Genomic DNA, 17,217 nt, shown 5'->3' with positions numbered 1-17,217 from the left:
CTTACGTCGATGTTCGCCGGTGCGGTCCGGCGGTCAGTTCGATCCGGTCAGCCCGGCGAGAAACGGGTTGGTGCGGCGCTCGTCGCCGACGGTGCTCGCCGGTCCGTGGCCCGGCAACACGACGGTGTCGTCCGGGAGCACGAGCAGCCGGGTGGCGATCGAGCCGAGCAACTGTTCGTGATCGCCGCCGGGGAGATCGGTGCGGCCGATGGAGCCCTGGAAGAGAGTGTCCCCGGTGAGTGCGAGCGGCAGCCGGCCCTCGTCGGTGTCGGTGTGCGTGCGGAACACGACCGATCCCTGGGTGTGCCCCGGTGTGTGTTCGACGAGGAACTCGATGCCCGCGTGCGCGAACTCGTCACCGTCCGACAGGGCGATCACCTCGTCGGGCTCGGTGAACTCCATTCCGGCGACGAAGGGCTTCAGCGCCTCACCGATCCCGCGACCGGGGTCGGTGAGCATGTACCGGTCCTCGGGGTGGATGTACGCGGGAACCCCGTACCGGGCGCAGACCTCGCGCGCGTTCCAGATGTGGTCGAGGTGCCCGTGCGTGAGCAGTACCGCCGCGGGGGTCAGGCCCGAGTCGGCGAGAAAGTTCCCGAGTGGCCCGGCGGCGTCCTGACCGGGGTCGACGACCACGCATTCGTCGGCACCGTCGTGCGCGAGAATGTAGCAGTTCGTCTGGAACATTCCGGCCGGAAATCCAGTGACGAGCACCAGCGTCGCTCCTCGTGGTAGGTCTGTGCGGTCAATACAGCCTATGCTGCCTCCCGGCCAGTGTGTTCTCAGGTAGGCCTGGCAGACTCGATCCCCGGATCGTCCCCGGGGAGCATGTTCCGCGTCCGGACCACCGGGAACCGTCCGGACCGGGAACGAATTGTCCAGGCGACACCGAATCGCGCAGACGACACGGGAGGAACTTTCGCAGTGCCGAGCAACGAGCAGCGCCGGGAAGCAGCCAAGAGGAAACTCGAACGTCAACTCGCGCGACGCGCCGAGCGGGCCCGTCGTCGCAAGCAGTTGACGATCGGCGGCACCGTCGTCGGCGTCGTCGTGGCGGTCGCGGCAGTCGCAGTCGTGGTGACGCTGACCCGCGGGGGCGACGACTCCGCCGACGAGGCGGCAACCGACACCGCCGCGGAGACCCAGACACCTGACGCCCTTCCCGCCGGCCGCAGCGAGCCGCTGCCGGAACTGGTGTCCTGCACGTACACCCCCGACGGCTCGGAGCCCTCGCGGCCGGTGGAACCGCCCCGCACCGACGGCATCGACACCACCCTGGAATCCGTGAGTGTGAGCATGGAAACGTCCCAGGGCAACGTGGGGTTGGTGCTGGACAACGCGAATTCCCCGTGCACGGTGAACAACTTCCTCTCCCTGGCGGGCCAGGGCTACTTCGACGACACTCCCTGCCATCGGCTCGTGACCGGTGCCGGGCTCCGCGTCCTGCAGTGCGGTGACCCGAGCGGCACCGGGGCAGGCGGGCCCGGCTACGGCTTCGACAACGAGTTCCCCACCGACCAGTACTCACCCACGGACCCGGCACTCGCACAACCTGCGATCTACCCGCGCGGCACCCTCGCGATGGCCAACACCGGGGCGCCCGGCAGCAACGGCAGCCAGTTCTTCATGGTCTACGAGGACTCCCAGCTGCCGCCGAACTACACCGTGTTCGGCTCGATCGACGAGACCGGGCTGGCCACCCTGGACACCATCGCCGCGGCCGGCGACGACAGCTCGAATCAGCCCGGGGACGGCAAGCCCAACGTCCCCGTCGACATCACCTCCGTCAGGATGGACTGACGTGACCGGAGAACGGATCACCATGACACGCACTTCCCTGATCGTGGGCGTCGCCGCCCTGGCCCTGGCTCTCGCCGGCTGTTCGGGCGACTCCGACTCCTCGGACCCGGATTCGGGCACCGATACGGCGGCGGCCACCCCGACCGCCACCGTCGACGCTCCCCCGCCCGTCGACATGTCGTCGTACGCCGCGCTCCCCGCGGTGCCGTCCGCGGCTTCCGCGACCGTCGACTGCACGTACACCCCTTCCGGTGCGCCCTCCCGTAACGTCTCCGCTCCCGAGGCGTCCGGGGTGCCCGCGGAAGGCCGTGCAGCCGTGGATCTGGAGACGACGGCCGGGCCCATCGGCCTCGACCTCGATCGCGCCGCCGCGCCGTGCACGACGCACAGTTTCGTCAGCCTCGCCGAACAGGGCTACTTCGACGGCACCGACTGCCACCGCCTCGTGTACTCGCCCGGCATGCAGATCCTGCAGTGCGGGGACCCGACGGGTACCGGCACGGGCGGGCCCGGCTACGGCTTCGACAACGAGTACCCGACGACGGCGTTCGACGCGAATGCCGCCGAACTCGCCCAGCCGGCCGTGTACCCGCGCGGCACGATCGCGATGGCGAACACCGGCTCACCCGGCAGCAATGGCAGCCAGTTCTTCCTCGTGTTCGCCGACACCGTCCTGCCGCCGCAGTACACCGCCTTCGGCACGATCTCCGAGGAGGGGCTGACCACGATCGAGTCGATCGCCGTCTACGGCGACGACGGGTCGATGGCAGCCGGTGGCGGCGCCCCGGCGATGCCGATCTCCATCGAGACCGCCACCGTCGCCTCCTGACCCTGATCCCCTGCCCCCCTGATCCCCTGCCCCCTGATCCCCTCCTGATGCATGCCCCCTGATCCGGGGACAGGGGGGCCGGGAGGGGCCGGGGATGGGTTGATCAGGCGGCGGACGTGACGCGGTAGACGTCGTAGACGCCTTCCACGTTGCGCACCACGTTGAGAACGTGCCCGAGGTGCTTGGGATCGCCCATCTCGAAGGTGAACTTGCTGATCGCGACCCGGTCACCCGACGTGGTGACCGAGGCGGACAGGATGTTGACCTTCTCGTCGGCGATGGCCTTGGTGACATCGGAGAGCAGTCGATGCCGGTCCAGCGCCTCGATCTGGATGGCCACGAGGAACACCGACGACGGCGACGGTGCCCACTCCACGTCGATGATCCGTTCGGACTGCTGCTGTAGCGAGGCCGCGTTCGTGCAGTCGGTGCGATGCACACTCACCGACCCCTGGCGGGTGACGAAACCCATGATCTCGTCGCCGGGCACGGGGGTACAGCACTTGGCGAGCTTCGCCACCGTGCCCTCGGCACCCGGGATGAGCACCCCGACGTCGCCGGTGCTGCGCGGACGCATCGGCATGGTCGACGGCGTCGCCCGCTCGGCAAGCTCTTCCTCGACGTCACCCACCCCGCCGAAGTGCGCCACCAGGCGCTGGACGACGTGGTGCGCGGAGACCTGGTTCTCCCCGACCGCGGTGTACAGCATCGACACGTCGGTGAACCGCAGTTCGTGCGCGACCGACGACATCGACTCGGCGTTCATCAACCGTTGCAACGGAAGCCCCACCCGCCGGACCTCGCGGACGATCGCGTCCTTGCCCGTCTCGAGAGCTTCCTCGCGCCGTTCCTTCGCGAACCACTGCCGGATCTTCGTCTTCGCCCGGGGCGAGACGACGAACGTCTGCCAGTCCCGGCTCGGACCCGCGTTGGGCGCCTTGGAGGTGAAGACCTCGACGACCTCGCCGTTCTCGAGTGTCCGTTCCAGTGCGACGAGACGGCCGTTGACGCGGGCACCGATACACCGGTGCCCCACCTCGGTGTGCACCGCGTACGCGAAGTCCACCGGCGTGGAACCGGCCGGCAGGGTCACTACATCACCCTTGGGCGTGAAGACGAAGATCTCCTTGGCCGCCAGGTCGAAACGTAGCGACTCGAGGAACTCGCCGGGATCGGCGGCCTCCCGCTGCCAGTCGAGCAACTGTCGCATCCAGGCCATGTCGTCGACCTCGGCGAGGTCCCCGGAGTGCTTGCCCTTCGTCTCCTTGTACCGCCAGTGCGCCGCGATCCCGAACTCGGCGGTGCGGTGCATGTCGTGGGTACGGATCTGCACCTCGAGGGGTTTGCCCTCGGGACCGACGACGGTGGTGTGCAGCGACTGGTAGACGCCGTATCGCGGTTGCGCGATGTAGTCCTTGAAGCGGCCCGCCATCGGCTGCCACAGCGAGTGCACGACGCCGACGGCCGCGTAACAGTCGCGGACCTCGTCGCACAGGATCCGGACACCGACGAGGTCGTGGATGTCGTCGAAGTCCCTGCCCTTGACGATCATCTTCTGATAGATCGACCAGTAGTGCTTCGGACGCCCCTCGACGACGGCGTTGATCCGCGAGGCGGACAGGTTCGCGTTGATCTGGGCACGCACCTTGGCCAAGTATGTGTCCCGGGACGGCGCACGGTCGGCCACCAGCCGCACGATCTCGTCGTACTTCTTCGGGTGCAGGATCGCGAAGGACAGGTCCTCGAGTTCCCACTTGACGGTCGCCATCCCGAGCCGATGGGCCAGCGGCGCGATGACCTCGAGCGTCTCCCGCGCCTTCCTCGCCTGCTTCTCCGGCGGGAGGAAACGCATGGTGCGCATGTTGTGGAGCCGGTCGGCGACCTTGATCACCAGCACCCGCGGATCGCGGGCCATGGCGATGATCATCTTCCGGATCGTCTCGCCCTCTGCGGCGTTGCCGAGCACGACCTTGTCGAGTTTGGTGACACCGTCGACGAGGTGAGCCACCTCGTCACCGAACTCCGTGGTGAGCTGCTCGAGCGAGTATCCGGTGTCCTCGACCGTGTCGTGCAGCAGCGCCGCGACGAGCGTGGTCGTGTCCATGCCCAGCTCGGCGAGGATGCTCGCCACGGCGAGCGGATGCGTGATGTAGGGATCACCGGATTTGCGTCGCTGGCTGGCGTGGCGCTCCTCGGCGACGTCGTAGGCCCGCTGCAACAGGGCGAGGTCCGCCTTGGGATACAACTCGCGATGCAGGCTCACCAGCGGCTCGAGCACCGGCCGGATCGGCGTGCTGCGCACTCCGGTGATGCGGCGCGCCAAGCGGGCACGCACCCGGCGGGACGCCGACGTGGGTGCTGCGACGGGGGCCGGTTCGGCCGGAGTGCGGTCCTGGTCGACGCCGTCACGTTCGTTCTCACCGGGGACGCGCTCGGTATCGCCTGCGCCGACGCCGCGGGATCGGTCGAGACCCGAAGTCATACCGTCACCTCCTGCCACCGATGGAACCGGGTGTGTCGCGGGCGCGGCACACCCGTGCCACAGCCAACCTTAGTACTCCCGTCGAGAGCGAACCCCGGCAGCGGCGTTCTCGGCGGCGAACTCACACGGCGGCGAGCACCGTCAGCGGATACCCGTCGATGCGGGACCGACCGCCGAGCGCCTCGATCTCGAGCACCACCGCGATGCCCTCGACCGACCCACCCGCCGATTCGACCAGCCGAGCCGTGGCTGACAAGGTTCCCCCGGTGGCGAGTACGTCGTCGCCGATCAACACCCGCCGACCTTCCAACGACACACCGGACGCGGGTATTTCCAGCACCGCAGCGACGATGTCGACGGGCACGTCGCCCTCTCGCCCACTGCCGACGCAGGCCGGAGCCGGGAAGTCGTCCGCCCAGCGCGTCAGGGTCCGGATGTACTCCGCGGCGCACGTCACCGACGCAGCACCCATCTGTCCATGTTCCAGCCGGTCCCCGAGCGGGACGGATTGGGGTCGAGGGCGTGCATGCCCTCGGCGGCTCCGATGGTCCGTGGCTGATTGAAGAGCGGGATCGTCGGCATCTCCGTCCACAGGATGTTCTCCGCCTCCCCTGCCAGCGCCAGGGTGGCCGACGTCGATCCGTCCACCGCGAGCTGATCGACGATCTGATCGACCCGGCTGTTGGCAAATCCCCCGAAATTGGATCCGCTGCCACTGCGGAGCGCGTACATCGCAGTGGTCCGCTCGGTGCTGCCGGCAGATCCGTCGGCCCCTGCCGTGCCGGCGAGCACGGCGTCCACCTCACCACGACGGAGCGCCGACGAGGTGAACTCCGGCGAACCTGCGTCCTCGACGGTGATCCCGGCCGGCTCGCAGGCGGATGCGATCGCGGACACCATGTCTCGGCGTTGCTGGTCGGGCGCCCGATAGCCGATCCGCACGGTGAGCGGGCCGGCCGCCGACGCGGCGGCGACATCCGGCTGCCGGTACCGTCCGTCGGCCGCGGTCGCGACCGACGGGTAGATCAGGTCGTCGCGCGCGACGAACCGGGCGTCGACCACACCCAGCGGAGCGCCCGTGTGCTCGGGAATCGTGCCGAACGTCTCGAACAGCTGATCGCGGGGAACGCACGCCGCGAAGGCGCGGCGGGCCGCGGCGGAGTCGAACACTCCCGTCGACGACAGGATCAGCTGTTCGACGCCGAGGGACGGCAGCTCGGCCACCTCCCATCCGGCGACGTCGAGCCCCGGCACCGATCCCTCGGCGACGTCGAGGACCTCGATCTCGCCGGATTCGACCCGCTCCGCGAGGCCCTCGCCCTTCGTCCGCACCACGATGCGCTCGGTGGCCGGGCGGTTACCCCACCACCGATCGTTGGCGACGAGGACGAGGCCGTCGTCCTCACTGTAGGACTCGAGCTTGTAGGGACCCGCCGACGGGAAACGGGACAGGTCCAACTCGCCGGGAACGAGCGACCAACCGGTGTTCCAGAACTCGGCCACCCGGCCGAGCGCCTCGACGTCGCCCGCCTCGACCGCCGCGACGAGGTCGTCGACGCCGGCCTCCCGCTCGACCACGTGCGAGGGCAGGATCGAGGTGGCACCGAACAGCGACTTCCAGTCGACCACCGACCGTCCCGAACGGAAGACGACAGTCGCCTCCCTGGCGCCGGGCACGCAGTCGACCCGATCGATGTCCGTGTACCCGGCGACCTCGGCGGCATCGAACAGCTGCCCGCCGTCCGGCCCGGTGAAACGTCCACTGTGGGCAGCCCACGTGAGAACGAGATCGTCGCAGGTGAGGGGCGCGCCGTCCGAGTACTCCGCAGCAGGGTTGATCTGGTACGCGATGGTCAAGGCCTCGGCGGGGACCGGGTGAGCGGAGCCGACATCGGTGTCGGACACCGCCGTCCCCTCCGGACCGGTGTACGAGAAACCGGGCTGGACCCGCACGAATGCCTGCCGGGCACCGGACGTGGCGCCGTCGACGGTTCCCGCGTTGTACGTCGTCACGACGTTGTCGATGCCGTAGCCGATCGTGGGGACCTGCTCCTCGGCCGACGCACAGCCCGTCGCCGTGACCGCCGCGACGGCGAGCGTCAGACCCGCAGCGACCAGAGCGCGAGCCCGGGGACGCGTGGCCACGGGCATGCGCGATTCGGGTCCGGTGGAATCCGGCATCGTGTCCACCTTCCCTACGTGCGCGTCTCCGCTGACACCCACTCCACTACGACCTCCGGCGGTGCCGCTTGCCCGCCGGCCGCGATCCGGGCCGCGGTCCCGCTGTCCGCCGGGGCCCGGTGGCCCTGTCGGGAGCGTCTCCGGCGACCGCGACGGCACCGGTCCCCGCGGTCGCGTCGACCTCCTCGCCGGCGGCCACTCGGGCAGCACGCTCCTCACGCCGCTCGAGCACCTTCTGCGTGTGCTCGCGCACCGGACCCCACCGTTCCTTGATCGACACGAGCAGCGGGGTTGCAAAGAAGATCGACGAGTAGGTACCGACGACGATACCCACGAGCTGCACCAGTGCGAGGTCCTTCAGCGTGCCCACTCCGAGCGCCCATACCGCGACCACCATCAGCGCGAGGACCGGGAGCACACCGATCACGGTCGTGTTGATGGACCGCATGAGCGTCTGATTGACCGCGAGATTCGCCTGCTCCGCATAGGTACGTCTGTTCAGGTGCAGGATTCCGTGGGTGTTCTCCTCGACCTTGTCGAACACGATGACGGAGTCGTACAGCGAGAAGCCGAGAATGGTCAGCAGTCCGATGACACTGGCCGGGGTCACCTCGAATCCGACGATCGCGTACACGCCCGCCGTGACGATGATGTCGAAGAACAGGGCGGCGATCGCCGCGGTCGCCATGTCCCTCTCGTATCTGATCACGATGTACACGCTGACCAGCACCAGGAACACCACCAGCGCAATGAGTGCCTTCTGGGTGACCTGCCCGCCCCACGTCTCGCTGACGTCGGCGAAACTGATCGCGTTGGGATTGGGCACGCCACTGGTGTCCCGCGGTGCGAACTCGTCGAACAGCGCCTGCTGGAGCGTCACCACCTCGGCGGCGTCCAGCGCGCTGGACCGGATCTGCACGGTCGCGCTCGCCCCGGACCCCACGATCTGCACGGCCTCCGGGCTCTGCCCCAGGGCGTCGGAGTACACCTGCTCGACCTGCGCGGTCTCCACCCCGTCACCGACCGGGAACTGGACCCGCGAGCCTCCCTCGAAATCGATTCCGAGGGTGAAGCCGCGAATGGCGATTCCCGCGAGGGACACCAGCACGATGGCGGCCGTCAGCAGATAGTAGAAGCGACGGCGCCCGACGACCTCGAAGGCGCCGGTGCCGGTGTAGAGGCGGGAGAGGAACCCGCGCTGCCCTGCTTCGGTGGTGGACGATGCGCTCATGCTCGGGTCTCCTTCGACGCCGCGACGGCAGCGGCCTTCTTGCGTTCACGCGCGATCTGTTGCACGGCCCCGAGCCCGTTGACCGACGGCTTGGCCCAGAACGCGGATTTCGACGCCAGGTACACCAGCGGCCACGTCACCAGGAACACGACGACGACGTCGAGGATGGTGGTCAATCCCAGGGTGAACGCGAATCCACGCACCTGTCCGACCGCGAGCATGTACAACACCGCGGCGGAGATGAAGCTCACCGCGTTACCGGACAGGATCGTCCGCTTCGCCCGGGCCCAACCACGAGGCACCGCGGAGCGGAAACTGCGCCCCTCCCGCATCTCGTCCTTGATCCGCTCGAAGAACACGACGAACGAGTCCGCCGTCATGCCGATACCGATGATGAGACCGGCGATTCCGGCCAGGTCCAGGGTGAAGTTGATGTAGCGGCCGAGGAGCACCATGATCGCGTACACCGCGACACCGGAGGCCACCAGCGAGAACGCGGTGAGTATGCCGAGCAGCCGGTAATACAGGAGGCAGTACAGCAACACGAGGACCAGCCCGACAGCGCCGGCGAGCAACCCCGCCTCGAGCGAGGCCAGGCCGAGCGTCGCGGACACCGTCTCGGCTTCGGACGCTGCGAACGAGAGCGGAAGCGAGCCGTACTTGAGCGTGTTCGCGAGTTCGCGCGCACCGTCGGCACTGAACTGACCGGTGATCGACGTGGAGCTACCGGCCGGGGTCGCACCCTGGATGACCGGGGCACTGACCACCTTGGAGTCGAGCGTGAAGGCAGCCTGCCTGCCGATGTTGGCGGAGGTGAACTGTGCCCACGTGTTGCTGCCACCGGACTCGAACGACAGGCTCACCTCGTGCCGGGACTGCTGGGAGTTGAATCCGGAGGTCGCATCGGCGATCTCCTGGCCGTCGATGATCGCCGGCTCCAGCAGGTAGACGAACTGGTTGTCGGTCGAGCAGGCGACCAGCGGCAGTTCCGGGTCGTCGTTGCCGCGCAGCGGGTCGGCCACCGAGCAGTCCATCGTCGCCATCGCCTGCTGCTGGACGGCGGGATCGGTGCTCTGCCGGAGCGCACGGGCCTCGGCGATCTCGTCCGCGGCGTCCGCGGGCAACCCCTCCGTCACTGGTGCCGACCCCCCCGGCTGTGCCGGATCGGTCGGTGAGGCCGGATCGGTCGGTGAGGCCGGATCGGTCGGTGAGGCCGGATCGGTGGGATCCTGCGCCGGGAACGGCCGACTCTGCGGCTCCGGTGCAGGAGCCTGCTCGCCCGGGTCGGTGCCCTCGGGATCGGTGCCCTCCGGCGTGCCCGGAACATCCGTCGCGGGCGCCTCACCCGGGGTGTCGGAGGCGCCGACCCCGTTCTCGGTGGGCGCGCCGGGAACCGGTGCCGGTTGCGAGGTGGCCACCGGGCGGATGTAGAGGCGCGCCGTCTGCCCCAGGGAACGAGCCTGGGAACTGTCGTCACCCGGCACCGTGATCACCAGGTTGTCGCCGTCGATGACGACTTCCGAGCCGGACACGCCGAGCCCGTTCACGCGCGTCTCGATGATCGCCTGGGCCTGGCGCAGGCTGTCCTGCGACGGGGTGCTGCCGTCCGGGGTCCGTGCCGTGAGAGTGACTCGCGTCCCTCCCTGCAGGTCGATGCCCAACTTCGGTTCCGGTGACTTGTCACCGGTGAAGAACACCAGGGCATACAGCGCCGCCACGATGACCGCGAACACGGTCATCGCGCGGACTGGATGCACCGAACCGTTGGAAGGTGCCACGATCGTTCAGTCTCCTCAGTACGTGCAGCTCGACATGCGTGTACCCCGATCCGTGGACGCTCGCCGGGCGGCGCTCACCGGGCGCCCCGGATCGGAGGTGGACAGCGTCTAGTTCTTGTCCGGGCTCGGCCGCGAATCCTCGGCCTGCTCCTGGGCACTCACCTCGGAGCCGTCGAGTTCCTCGTACTCCTCGTCGTCGATGTCGACGACGACCTCGCGGATCACCAGGCGCGACCAGGTCGTGATGACACCCGGAGCGATCCGCAGGTCCACGGTGTCGTCCTCGAGTTCCTCGATGATGCCGTAGAGGCCGGCAGTCGTGACGACGCGATCACCGATCTGCAGCGAATCCTGGAGAGCGGCGGTCTTCGCCATCTCCTTCTTCTGCCTGCGGATACCGAGGAACATCGGAACCAGGAGCGCGAGAATCAGAAGGGGAAAGAGAAGGTCCATCAGGTAGTCGTCCTCGAGAGTTCGTTGCAGCGGTCGCATGCAGGTTTCACAGGAGCACCGGCCCCGGATGGACCCGCGCAATACACCAGTGTGCCATTAGACAGGCGAAAGCCCGTCAGCTCGTCACCTCGAACGGCCACCGGAGCCCTTCGGAAGCGCGTGTCGGAGCACTCCGACACGGACGTCAGGGGTCTCCCGTCCGCTCGTCGAGCTCGCCCGGATCGAACAGCGACGGCTCGTGCGCACGCACCTCGATGCCCCCCGTCGCCTCCGGCGGAGCGGTGAGACCGAGCTGGCGCCACGCCGCCGCGGTGGCCACCCGACCGCGCGGTGTGCGGGCGACCAGGCCGGCACGCACCAGGAACGGCTCGCACACCTCCTCCACGGTCGATGTCTCCTCCCCGACCGCGACGGCGAGCGTGGACACGCCTACCGGTCCCCCGCCGAAACTGCGGACCAAGGCTCCGAGAACGGCGCGGTCGAGCCGGTCGAGCCCGAGCTCGTCCACGTCGTATACGGCGAGCGCCGCACGGGAGACCTCCCGGGTGACGACTCCGTCCGCCCGGACTTCGGCGTAGTCGCGGACCCGTCGCAGTAGCCGGTTGGCGATGCGCGGCGTTCCGCGCGAACGGCGCGCGATCTCCTCCCCCGCCGACGGGTCGAGATCGATCCCGAGGATGCCCGCCGAACGCGCGAGGATCCGCTGGAGTTCGGCGGGCTCGTAGAAGTCCATGTGTGCCGTGAAACCGAACCGGTCGCGCAGCGGCCCGGTGAGCGACCCCGACCGTGTCGTGGCACCCACCAGAGTGAACGGGGCCACCTCGAGGGGAATGGAGGTCGCGCCCGGCCCCTTCCCGACGACGACGTCGACCCGGAAATCCTCCATCGCGAGATACAGCATCTCCTCCGCGGGCCGGGCGATGCGATGGATCTCGTCGATGAACAACACGTCGCCCTCGACGAGGTTGCTGAGCATCGCGGCGAGATCCCCGGCGCGTTCGAGCGCCGGACCCGACGTCAGCCGCAGCGAGGATCCCAGTTCGGTCGCGATGATCATGGCCATGCTGGTCTTGCCGAGACCGGGCGGGCCGGACAACAGAATGTGGTCGGGGGTGCCGCCGCGCAGCCGGGCTCCGGTCAGGACCAGTTGCAGTTGCTCGCGTACCCGCGGCTGACCGATGAAGTCCTCGAGACTCTTCGGGCGCAAGCCCGCTTCCACGTCGCCGTCGCCGGGGAGAACCTCCGCCGTCACCGGCGACGAGTCCTCGGCGAATTCTCCGGGAGGCAGGTCGCGTGGATCGACGGGGTCGGGGGTCATCGCGTCTTACCCAGCAGCGCCAGCGCCGCACGCAGAGCCGTCGACGTCGGCGCGTCCGGTGCCTCGGCGAGGACGGAATCGGTGGCCTGTTCGGCCGCCTTCGCGGCGAACCCCAGGCCGGTGAGCGCCTCGACGATCTGCTCACGCACCGTCGAGGACGCGCCGGCCGCCGTCGCCACACCGGCCGCCGACGGGACGGCGGAGACCTTGTCCCGCAACTCCACGACGAGTCGCTCCGCTCCCCGCTTGCCGATACCCGGCACCCGGGTGAGCGCGGCGAGGTCGCCCTCCGACAGCGCACGGCGCAGCGCCTCCGGCTCGAGCACGGACAGCACCGCCATCGCGAGCCGTGGCCCCACCCCCGACACGGTCTGCAGCAACCCGAACAGTTCACGGGACTCGGCGTCGGCGAAGCCGTAGAGCGTCATCGAGTCCTCCCGCACGATCATCGCGGTGACGAGCCGGGTCTCGTTGCCCCGGGACAGCGTGCCCAGCGTCGCCGGCGTGGCGTTGATCCGATAGCCGACACCTGCGGACTCGACGATCACATGGTCGAGGGCGATGTCGAGCACCTCTCCGCGGACGGAGGCGATCATCGGTGAACCTGCCTTCTCTTCATCTCGACTTCTTCAACTCGGCCAGCCGGGCCTGGTAGCGGCGCTTCTGCTCTGCCGCCGCCGCCTCGGCGCGAGCCATCCGCTCGATCATCGGAGCACGCCAACAATGGCAGATCGCCAGGGCCAGCGCATCGGCCGCGTCGGCCGGTTTCGGTGCCGCGTCCAGCCGCAGGATCCGGGTGACCATCGCGGTCACCTGGGCCTTGTCCGCCGAGCCGCTGCCGGTGACAGCCGCCTTGACCTCGCTGGGGGTGTGGAAGCAGACGGGGATACCGCGCCGCGCGGCGGCGAGGGCCACCACCCCGCCGGCCTGGGCAGTGCCCATCGCGGTACGGACGTTGTGCTGCGCGAACACCCGCTCGATCGCCACCACGGTGGGCCGGTGCAGGTCCATCCAGGACTCTGCAGCCTCGGAGATCCGGAGCAGGCGCACCGACAGGTCGAGGTCGGCCGGGGTCCGCACCACGTCGACGGCGATCGGCTGTACGGCCCGGCCGCGGCCGCTGTCGACGACCCCGAGCCCGCACCGGGTCAACCCCGGATCGACTCCCAGTACACGCACGCCACCACACCTTCCGCCGAACAGTTGTTCGACAGCCTAGTGTGCGGCGAGCGCGTGTGGAACGACCGACACGCGCGGCCCACCGCGCACCCGACCTCAGTCGGCGCGGTGGCGAGCCCACCCGGTCGTCCGAAGCCTCCGGTCAGTCGTCGAGTTCGGCGAGGACCTCGTCGGAGATGTCGACGTTGGTGTAGACGTTCTGTACGTCGTCGGAGTCCTCGAGGGCATCCACGAGCTTGAACACCTTGCGGGCGCCGTCGGCGTCCACCGCGACCTCCACCGAGGCACGGAAGTCCGCGTCGGCCGAGTCGTAGTCGATGCCCGCCTCCTGGAGCGCGCTGCGGACCGCCACCAGATCGGTGGGCTCGCTGACGATCTCGAAGGTGTCGCCGAGATCGGTGACCTCCTCCGCACCCGCGTCCAGCACGGCCACGAGGATGTCGTCCTCGGTCTGACCGTTCTTCTCGAGCGTCACGACACCCTTGCGTGTGAACAGGTAGGACACCGAACCCGGGTCGGCCATGTTGCCGCCGTTGCGGGTCATCGCGGTGCGCACCTCTCCGGCGGCACGATTGCGGTTGTCGGTGAGGCACTCGATGAGCACGGCGACACCGTTGGGGCCGTACCCCTCGTACATGATCGTCTGCCAGTCGGCGCCGCCCGCCTCCTCACCGCCGCCGCGCTTGCGCGCGCGCTCGATGTTGTCGTTGGGGACGGAGCTCTTCTTGGCCTTCTGGATCGCGTCGTACAGCGTCGGGTTTCCCGCCGGATCGCCGCCACCGGTCCGGGCCGCCACCTCGATGTTCTTGATCAGCTTCGCGAACATCTTGCCGCGCTTGGCGTCGACGACCGCCTTCTTGTGCTTGGTGGTGGCCCATTTGGAGTGGCCGCTCATGCGATTCAAGCCCCTTTCCTGCTGCCCTGCGGCATGCCGGGTTCTGCGATTTCAGCTGCACCGATGGTACCGCCCGTGCCATCGGTCACCGCTCGCCCTGGACACGGGGTTCCACATTTTTCCTATTGTTCGCATACAATGCGAACATGTTGCTGAGGGTCGACCACGGTTCGGGAACGCCGCTCTCCGATCAGATCGCGGCCGGAATCCGTGGCGCGTTCCTGCGCAGAGAGATCGGCCCCGGTGACCGCCTGCCCGCGGCCAGGGCACTCGCCCAGTCGATCGACGTGAACCTGCACACCGTGTTGCGTGCGTATGCGGCGCTGCGGGACGAGGGCCTGATCGACCTGCGCCGCGGCCGCGGTGCCGTCGTCCGCCCGGACAGCGCACCGCAGCACACCCGCGCCGTCGAAGCGGCGCGGACGTTCGTGGCCGAGGCACGCCGACTCGGACTCGACACCGACCAGATGCTCGACCTCGTCCGCCGGACCACAGAGGAGAACACTCGACCATGACGTCATCGACCCGCCCCGGCCCCGCGCCGAACCGCGTTCGCCTCGTCGCCGCGGGCCTGGCGACCGCCGCGCCGCTCCTGGCGCTGCTCGCTGCCCGCGCGGCCTGGGGCGATTCCGTCCCCGGCACCGTCGCCACCCACTGGTCCGGAGTCGAGCCGGACGGATTCACGTCGGGCGCCACGTTCTTCGTGATCACTCTCGCCGCCTGCCTGCTGAGCACCGCCGTCGCCGCCCTGGTCGTCGTGCGGGCGAGCTCGGCCGGCCACGACGCCGACGCCGCGCTGTGGCTTCCCGGCACCGCACTGGTGTCCTGGGTCGCGGCGAGCACCTGCATCACGTCCGTGGCGTTGACCATGCGGGCCGGCAGACCCGAGGACGCCCACCTGAGCTGGTGGATCCTGATCCCCCTCCTGGGCGTGCCCTGGGCGATCGGGACATTCCTCCTGACGCCCCGCGGACCTGCCACCAGCTACGGCCCGGCGCCGCAGCTCGACACCCCGATCGCCCCGGGCGAGACCGCCGTATGGATCAGTCACGCGCGCGGGCGATGGGCCGGCGCACTGGTCGTCGCGATGGTCGTGACGGCACTGGTGACGGCGTTCCTCGGTAGGCCGTGGATGGTCGTCCTGTTCGCGGTACTCGCAATCCTCGCCGCCGCCTTCGCGTCGATCACGGTGCACGTGGATCGCCGAGGACTGTGGCTCTCCTCGTGGGGACTGCGCTGGCGCACGATCCGGCTCGACGACATCGACAGCGCGGAGGTCGCGCATCTGCGCCCGGTGGAATGGGGTGGGTACGGCTACCGGCTCAGCCCGCGGGGCACCGCGGTGATCGTCCGCGGTGGAGACGGCCTCGCTCTGCGACGTCGCGGAGGCGGCGTGTTCGCCGTCTCGGTCGATGATCCGGGAACCGGTGCCGCCCTGCTCAATTCGCTGGTGGCCGCGGAGCGGAACGCGTGAGGGGCCGGTAGGCGCGCCCGACCGGCGGCAGCGTTCCCGGACGAGGTCAGCGTTCCCGGACGAGGTCGACGAACAACTCGTGGACGCGGCGGTCACCGGTGACCTCGGGGTGGAAGGACGTGGCGACGACCGCCCCCTGCCGCACCGCGACGATGCGCCCGTCGGCCGCTCCCCCGCTCTCCGGGACGCGCGCCAGCACCTCGACCCCGTCGCCGACCCGCTCCACCCAAGGTGCCCGGATGAACACCGCACGTACGGGATCTCCGGCCACCCCCGCGAAGTCCAGATCGGCCTCGAACGAGTCGACCTGACGTCCGAACGCGTTGCGGCGCACGGTCATGTCGATGGCATCGAGATGCTGCGCATCGGGCCGGGTGTCGAGGATCTCGCTCGCGAGCAGGATCATGCCCGCGCAGGACCCGTAGGCCGGCATCCCCTCGGCCAGTCGGGTCCGCAGCGGCTCGACGAGGTCGAAGATCTTCAGCAGTCTGCTCATCGTGGTCGATTCACCACCGGGCAGCACCAAGCCGTCGACCTTCCCGAGTTCCTCGGGCCTGCGCACGCCGATCGCATCGGCACCGGAATCCTGGAGGGCATGCAGGTGTTCCCGGACGTCTCCCTGCAGCGCCAGCACACCGATGAGAGGTCGGGTCATGCCATGTTTCCTGTCTCGATGTCGCGTCTGCTCTGGTCCCGCTGGATGCGCTGGAGGCCCTCCTGGACCACCGCGGCAACCATGTTTCCGTCGGCATCGAACATACGCCCCTGGGTGAGGGCGCGCCCGAACCCCGCAGACGGCGAGGTCTGATCGTAGAGCAGCCATCCGTCGGCGCGGAATGGCCGCAGAAACCACATGGCGTGGTCGAGGGAGGCGGTCTGGGTGACGACACCCGGGTGCGGAACCTTCGCCGCCCCGAGCAGCGTCATGTCACTGAGGTAGGCGAGGGTGCAGATGTGCAGGATCGGATCGTCCGGCAACTGTTCGCGGTAGCGCATCCAGACCCGCTGCTGCGCGGCCAGGCCCGGGACCTTGGCCGTCTCCTCCGCCGGCACGATCCGCAGGTCCCAGTTCTTCCACTCGCGATACAACTCGCTCGCGGCCAGGACCTCGTCGGCCTGTGCATCGGGCAGTTCGGCGGGCGCGGGCACCTTCGGCATCCGGTCCTCGTGCTCGATCCCCTCGTCGCCGTCCGCATGGAAGGACGCCGACATCGTGAAGATGGCCTCCCCGTCCTGGATCCCCGTCACCCGCCGCGTGACGAACGATCGCCCGTCACGCACGCGGTCCACGAGGAAGACGGTGGGGATCGTCGGGTTGCCGGGCCGGAGGAAGTACCCGTGCAGCGAGTGCACGGAGAACGCCGCATCGACGGTCCGGACCGCCGACACGAGAGCCTGCCCCGCCACCTGGCCGCCGAAGGTGCGCTGGAGCACCGTCGGATGCACCGAACCGCGGAACATGTCGCGTTCGAGACGCTCGAGCTCGAGGATCTCTTCGATACCGGCCACGTGGCCTCCTGTTCTCGTCGTCTCCTGCCCCCAGAGAATCCTGCCCGGAGAACCCTGGTCAGCGAAGCCTAGCCAGCGACGCCCGGCC

General features: G+C 69.1%; 17 protein-coding genes. 4 read left to right on the top strand and 13 right to left on the bottom strand.

The annotated features are described in order from the left end of the window. Positions 1 to 33 precede the first annotated feature (33 nt). Positions 34 to 714, bottom strand: a complete 681-nt coding sequence (locus G4H71_RS20725; RefSeq protein WP_072738140.1) for an MBL fold metallo-hydrolase — start codon at positions 712 to 714, stop codon at positions 34 to 36. A 210-nt stretch (positions 715 to 924) separates the two neighbouring features. Between G4H71_RS20725 and G4H71_RS20720 the strand changes: the two genes are divergently transcribed. After that, complete coding sequence (locus tag G4H71_RS20720) at positions 925 to 1,800, top strand: peptidylprolyl isomerase (protein ID WP_072738261.1); 876 nt, start codon at positions 925 to 927, stop codon at positions 1,798 to 1,800. A gap of 22 nt (positions 1,801 to 1,822) precedes the next feature. Beyond that, the gene (locus G4H71_RS20715; protein WP_072738262.1) at positions 1,823 to 2,629 is read left to right on the top strand and encodes a peptidylprolyl isomerase; all 807 of its coding nucleotides are present in this window, start codon (positions 1,823 to 1,825) and stop codon (positions 2,627 to 2,629) included. A 103-nt stretch (positions 2,630 to 2,732) separates the two neighbouring features. Here the strand turns inward: G4H71_RS20715 and G4H71_RS20710 are convergent, their stop codons facing one another. The 10 genes from G4H71_RS20710 to G4H71_RS20665 form a co-directional block, all read right to left on the bottom strand. Next, positions 2,733 to 5,111 carry a RelA/SpoT family protein gene (locus tag G4H71_RS20710; protein ID WP_072738139.1) on the bottom strand — a complete coding sequence of 793 codons (2,379 nt, stop codon included), beginning with the start codon at positions 5,109 to 5,111 and terminating at the stop codon, positions 2,733 to 2,735. Between the two features lie 121 nt (positions 5,112 to 5,232). Beyond that, a complete protein-coding gene (locus G4H71_RS22950) occupies positions 5,233 to 5,583 on the bottom strand; it encodes a phosphoribosyltransferase family protein (protein ID WP_072738138.1) in 351 nt (116 codons plus the stop codon). Next, on the bottom strand, positions 5,565 to 7,292 hold the full coding sequence (locus G4H71_RS20700) for an ABC transporter substrate-binding protein (protein ID WP_083343127.1): 1,728 nt from the start codon (positions 7,290 to 7,292) through the stop codon (positions 5,565 to 5,567). Before G4H71_RS20700 ends, G4H71_RS22950 begins: the two co-directional genes overlap by 19 nt. Before the next feature lie 46 nt (positions 7,293 to 7,338). Then, entirely contained in the window at positions 7,339 to 8,523 is a 1,185-nt protein-coding gene (gene secF, locus G4H71_RS20695) for a protein translocase subunit SecF (RefSeq protein WP_072738137.1), read from the bottom strand. Next, a complete protein-coding gene (secD, locus tag G4H71_RS20690; protein ID WP_072738136.1) occupies positions 8,520 to 10,301 on the bottom strand; it encodes a protein translocase subunit SecD in 1,782 nt (593 codons plus the stop codon). The genes secF and secD overlap by 4 nt, the downstream gene beginning before the upstream one ends. Positions 10,302 to 10,409: 108 nt before the next feature. After that, positions 10,410 to 10,754 carry a preprotein translocase subunit YajC gene (yajC, locus tag G4H71_RS20685; protein WP_072738259.1) on the bottom strand — a complete coding sequence of 115 codons (345 nt, stop codon included), beginning with the start codon at positions 10,752 to 10,754 and terminating at the stop codon, positions 10,410 to 10,412. 184 nt (positions 10,755 to 10,938) lie between these two features. Beyond that, on the bottom strand, positions 10,939 to 12,072 hold the full coding sequence (gene ruvB / locus G4H71_RS20680) for a Holliday junction branch migration DNA helicase RuvB (protein WP_072738135.1): 1,134 nt from the start codon (positions 12,070 to 12,072) through the stop codon (positions 10,939 to 10,941). Next, a complete protein-coding gene (gene ruvA, locus G4H71_RS20675) occupies positions 12,069 to 12,668 on the bottom strand; it encodes a Holliday junction branch migration protein RuvA (protein WP_072738134.1) in 600 nt (199 codons plus the stop codon). The genes ruvB and ruvA overlap by 4 nt, the downstream gene beginning before the upstream one ends. A 19-nt stretch (positions 12,669 to 12,687) precedes the next feature. Next, the gene (ruvC, locus tag G4H71_RS20670) at positions 12,688 to 13,251 is read right to left on the bottom strand and encodes a crossover junction endodeoxyribonuclease RuvC (protein WP_072738133.1); all 564 of its coding nucleotides are present in this window, start codon (positions 13,249 to 13,251) and stop codon (positions 12,688 to 12,690) included. A gap of 142 nt (positions 13,252 to 13,393) precedes the next feature. Then, entirely contained in the window at positions 13,394 to 14,146 is a 753-nt protein-coding gene (locus G4H71_RS20665) for a YebC/PmpR family DNA-binding transcriptional regulator (protein WP_072738132.1), read from the bottom strand. 146 nt (positions 14,147 to 14,292) lie between these two features. Here G4H71_RS20665 and G4H71_RS20660 point away from each other — a divergent pair, with 146 nt between their 5' ends. Together G4H71_RS20660 and G4H71_RS20655 are read left to right on the top strand one after the other, a co-directional pair. Next, the gene (locus tag G4H71_RS20660; protein ID WP_072738258.1) at positions 14,293 to 14,661 is read left to right on the top strand and encodes a GntR family transcriptional regulator; all 369 of its coding nucleotides are present in this window, start codon (positions 14,293 to 14,295) and stop codon (positions 14,659 to 14,661) included. Continuing rightward, a complete protein-coding gene (locus tag G4H71_RS20655; RefSeq protein WP_072738131.1) occupies positions 14,658 to 15,620 on the top strand; it encodes a hypothetical protein in 963 nt (320 codons plus the stop codon). Before G4H71_RS20660 ends, G4H71_RS20655 begins: the two co-directional genes overlap by 4 nt. Before the next feature lie 46 nt (positions 15,621 to 15,666). Here the strand turns inward: G4H71_RS20655 and pdxT are convergent, their stop codons facing one another. Further along, on the bottom strand, positions 15,667 to 16,275 hold the full coding sequence (gene pdxT / locus G4H71_RS20650) for a pyridoxal 5'-phosphate synthase glutaminase subunit PdxT (protein ID WP_072738130.1): 609 nt from the start codon (positions 16,273 to 16,275) through the stop codon (positions 15,667 to 15,669). Further along, positions 16,272 to 17,129 (bottom strand): acyl-CoA thioesterase, encoded by an 858-nt coding sequence (locus tag G4H71_RS20645; RefSeq protein WP_072738129.1) that lies wholly within the window; start codon positions 17,127 to 17,129, stop codon positions 16,272 to 16,274. Before G4H71_RS20645 ends, pdxT begins: the two co-directional genes overlap by 4 nt. Between the last annotated feature and the right edge of the window lie 88 nt (positions 17,130 to 17,217).

Origin of the sequence: Rhodococcus triatomae, from assembly GCF_014217785.1 — a bacterium.
Lineage (GTDB): Bacteria > Actinomycetota > Actinomycetes > Mycobacteriales > Mycobacteriaceae > Rhodococcus_F > Rhodococcus_F triatomae.
The sequence above is the reverse complement of the archived record's forward strand: the minus strand, read 5'-3'. Positions and strand labels throughout refer to the sequence as shown.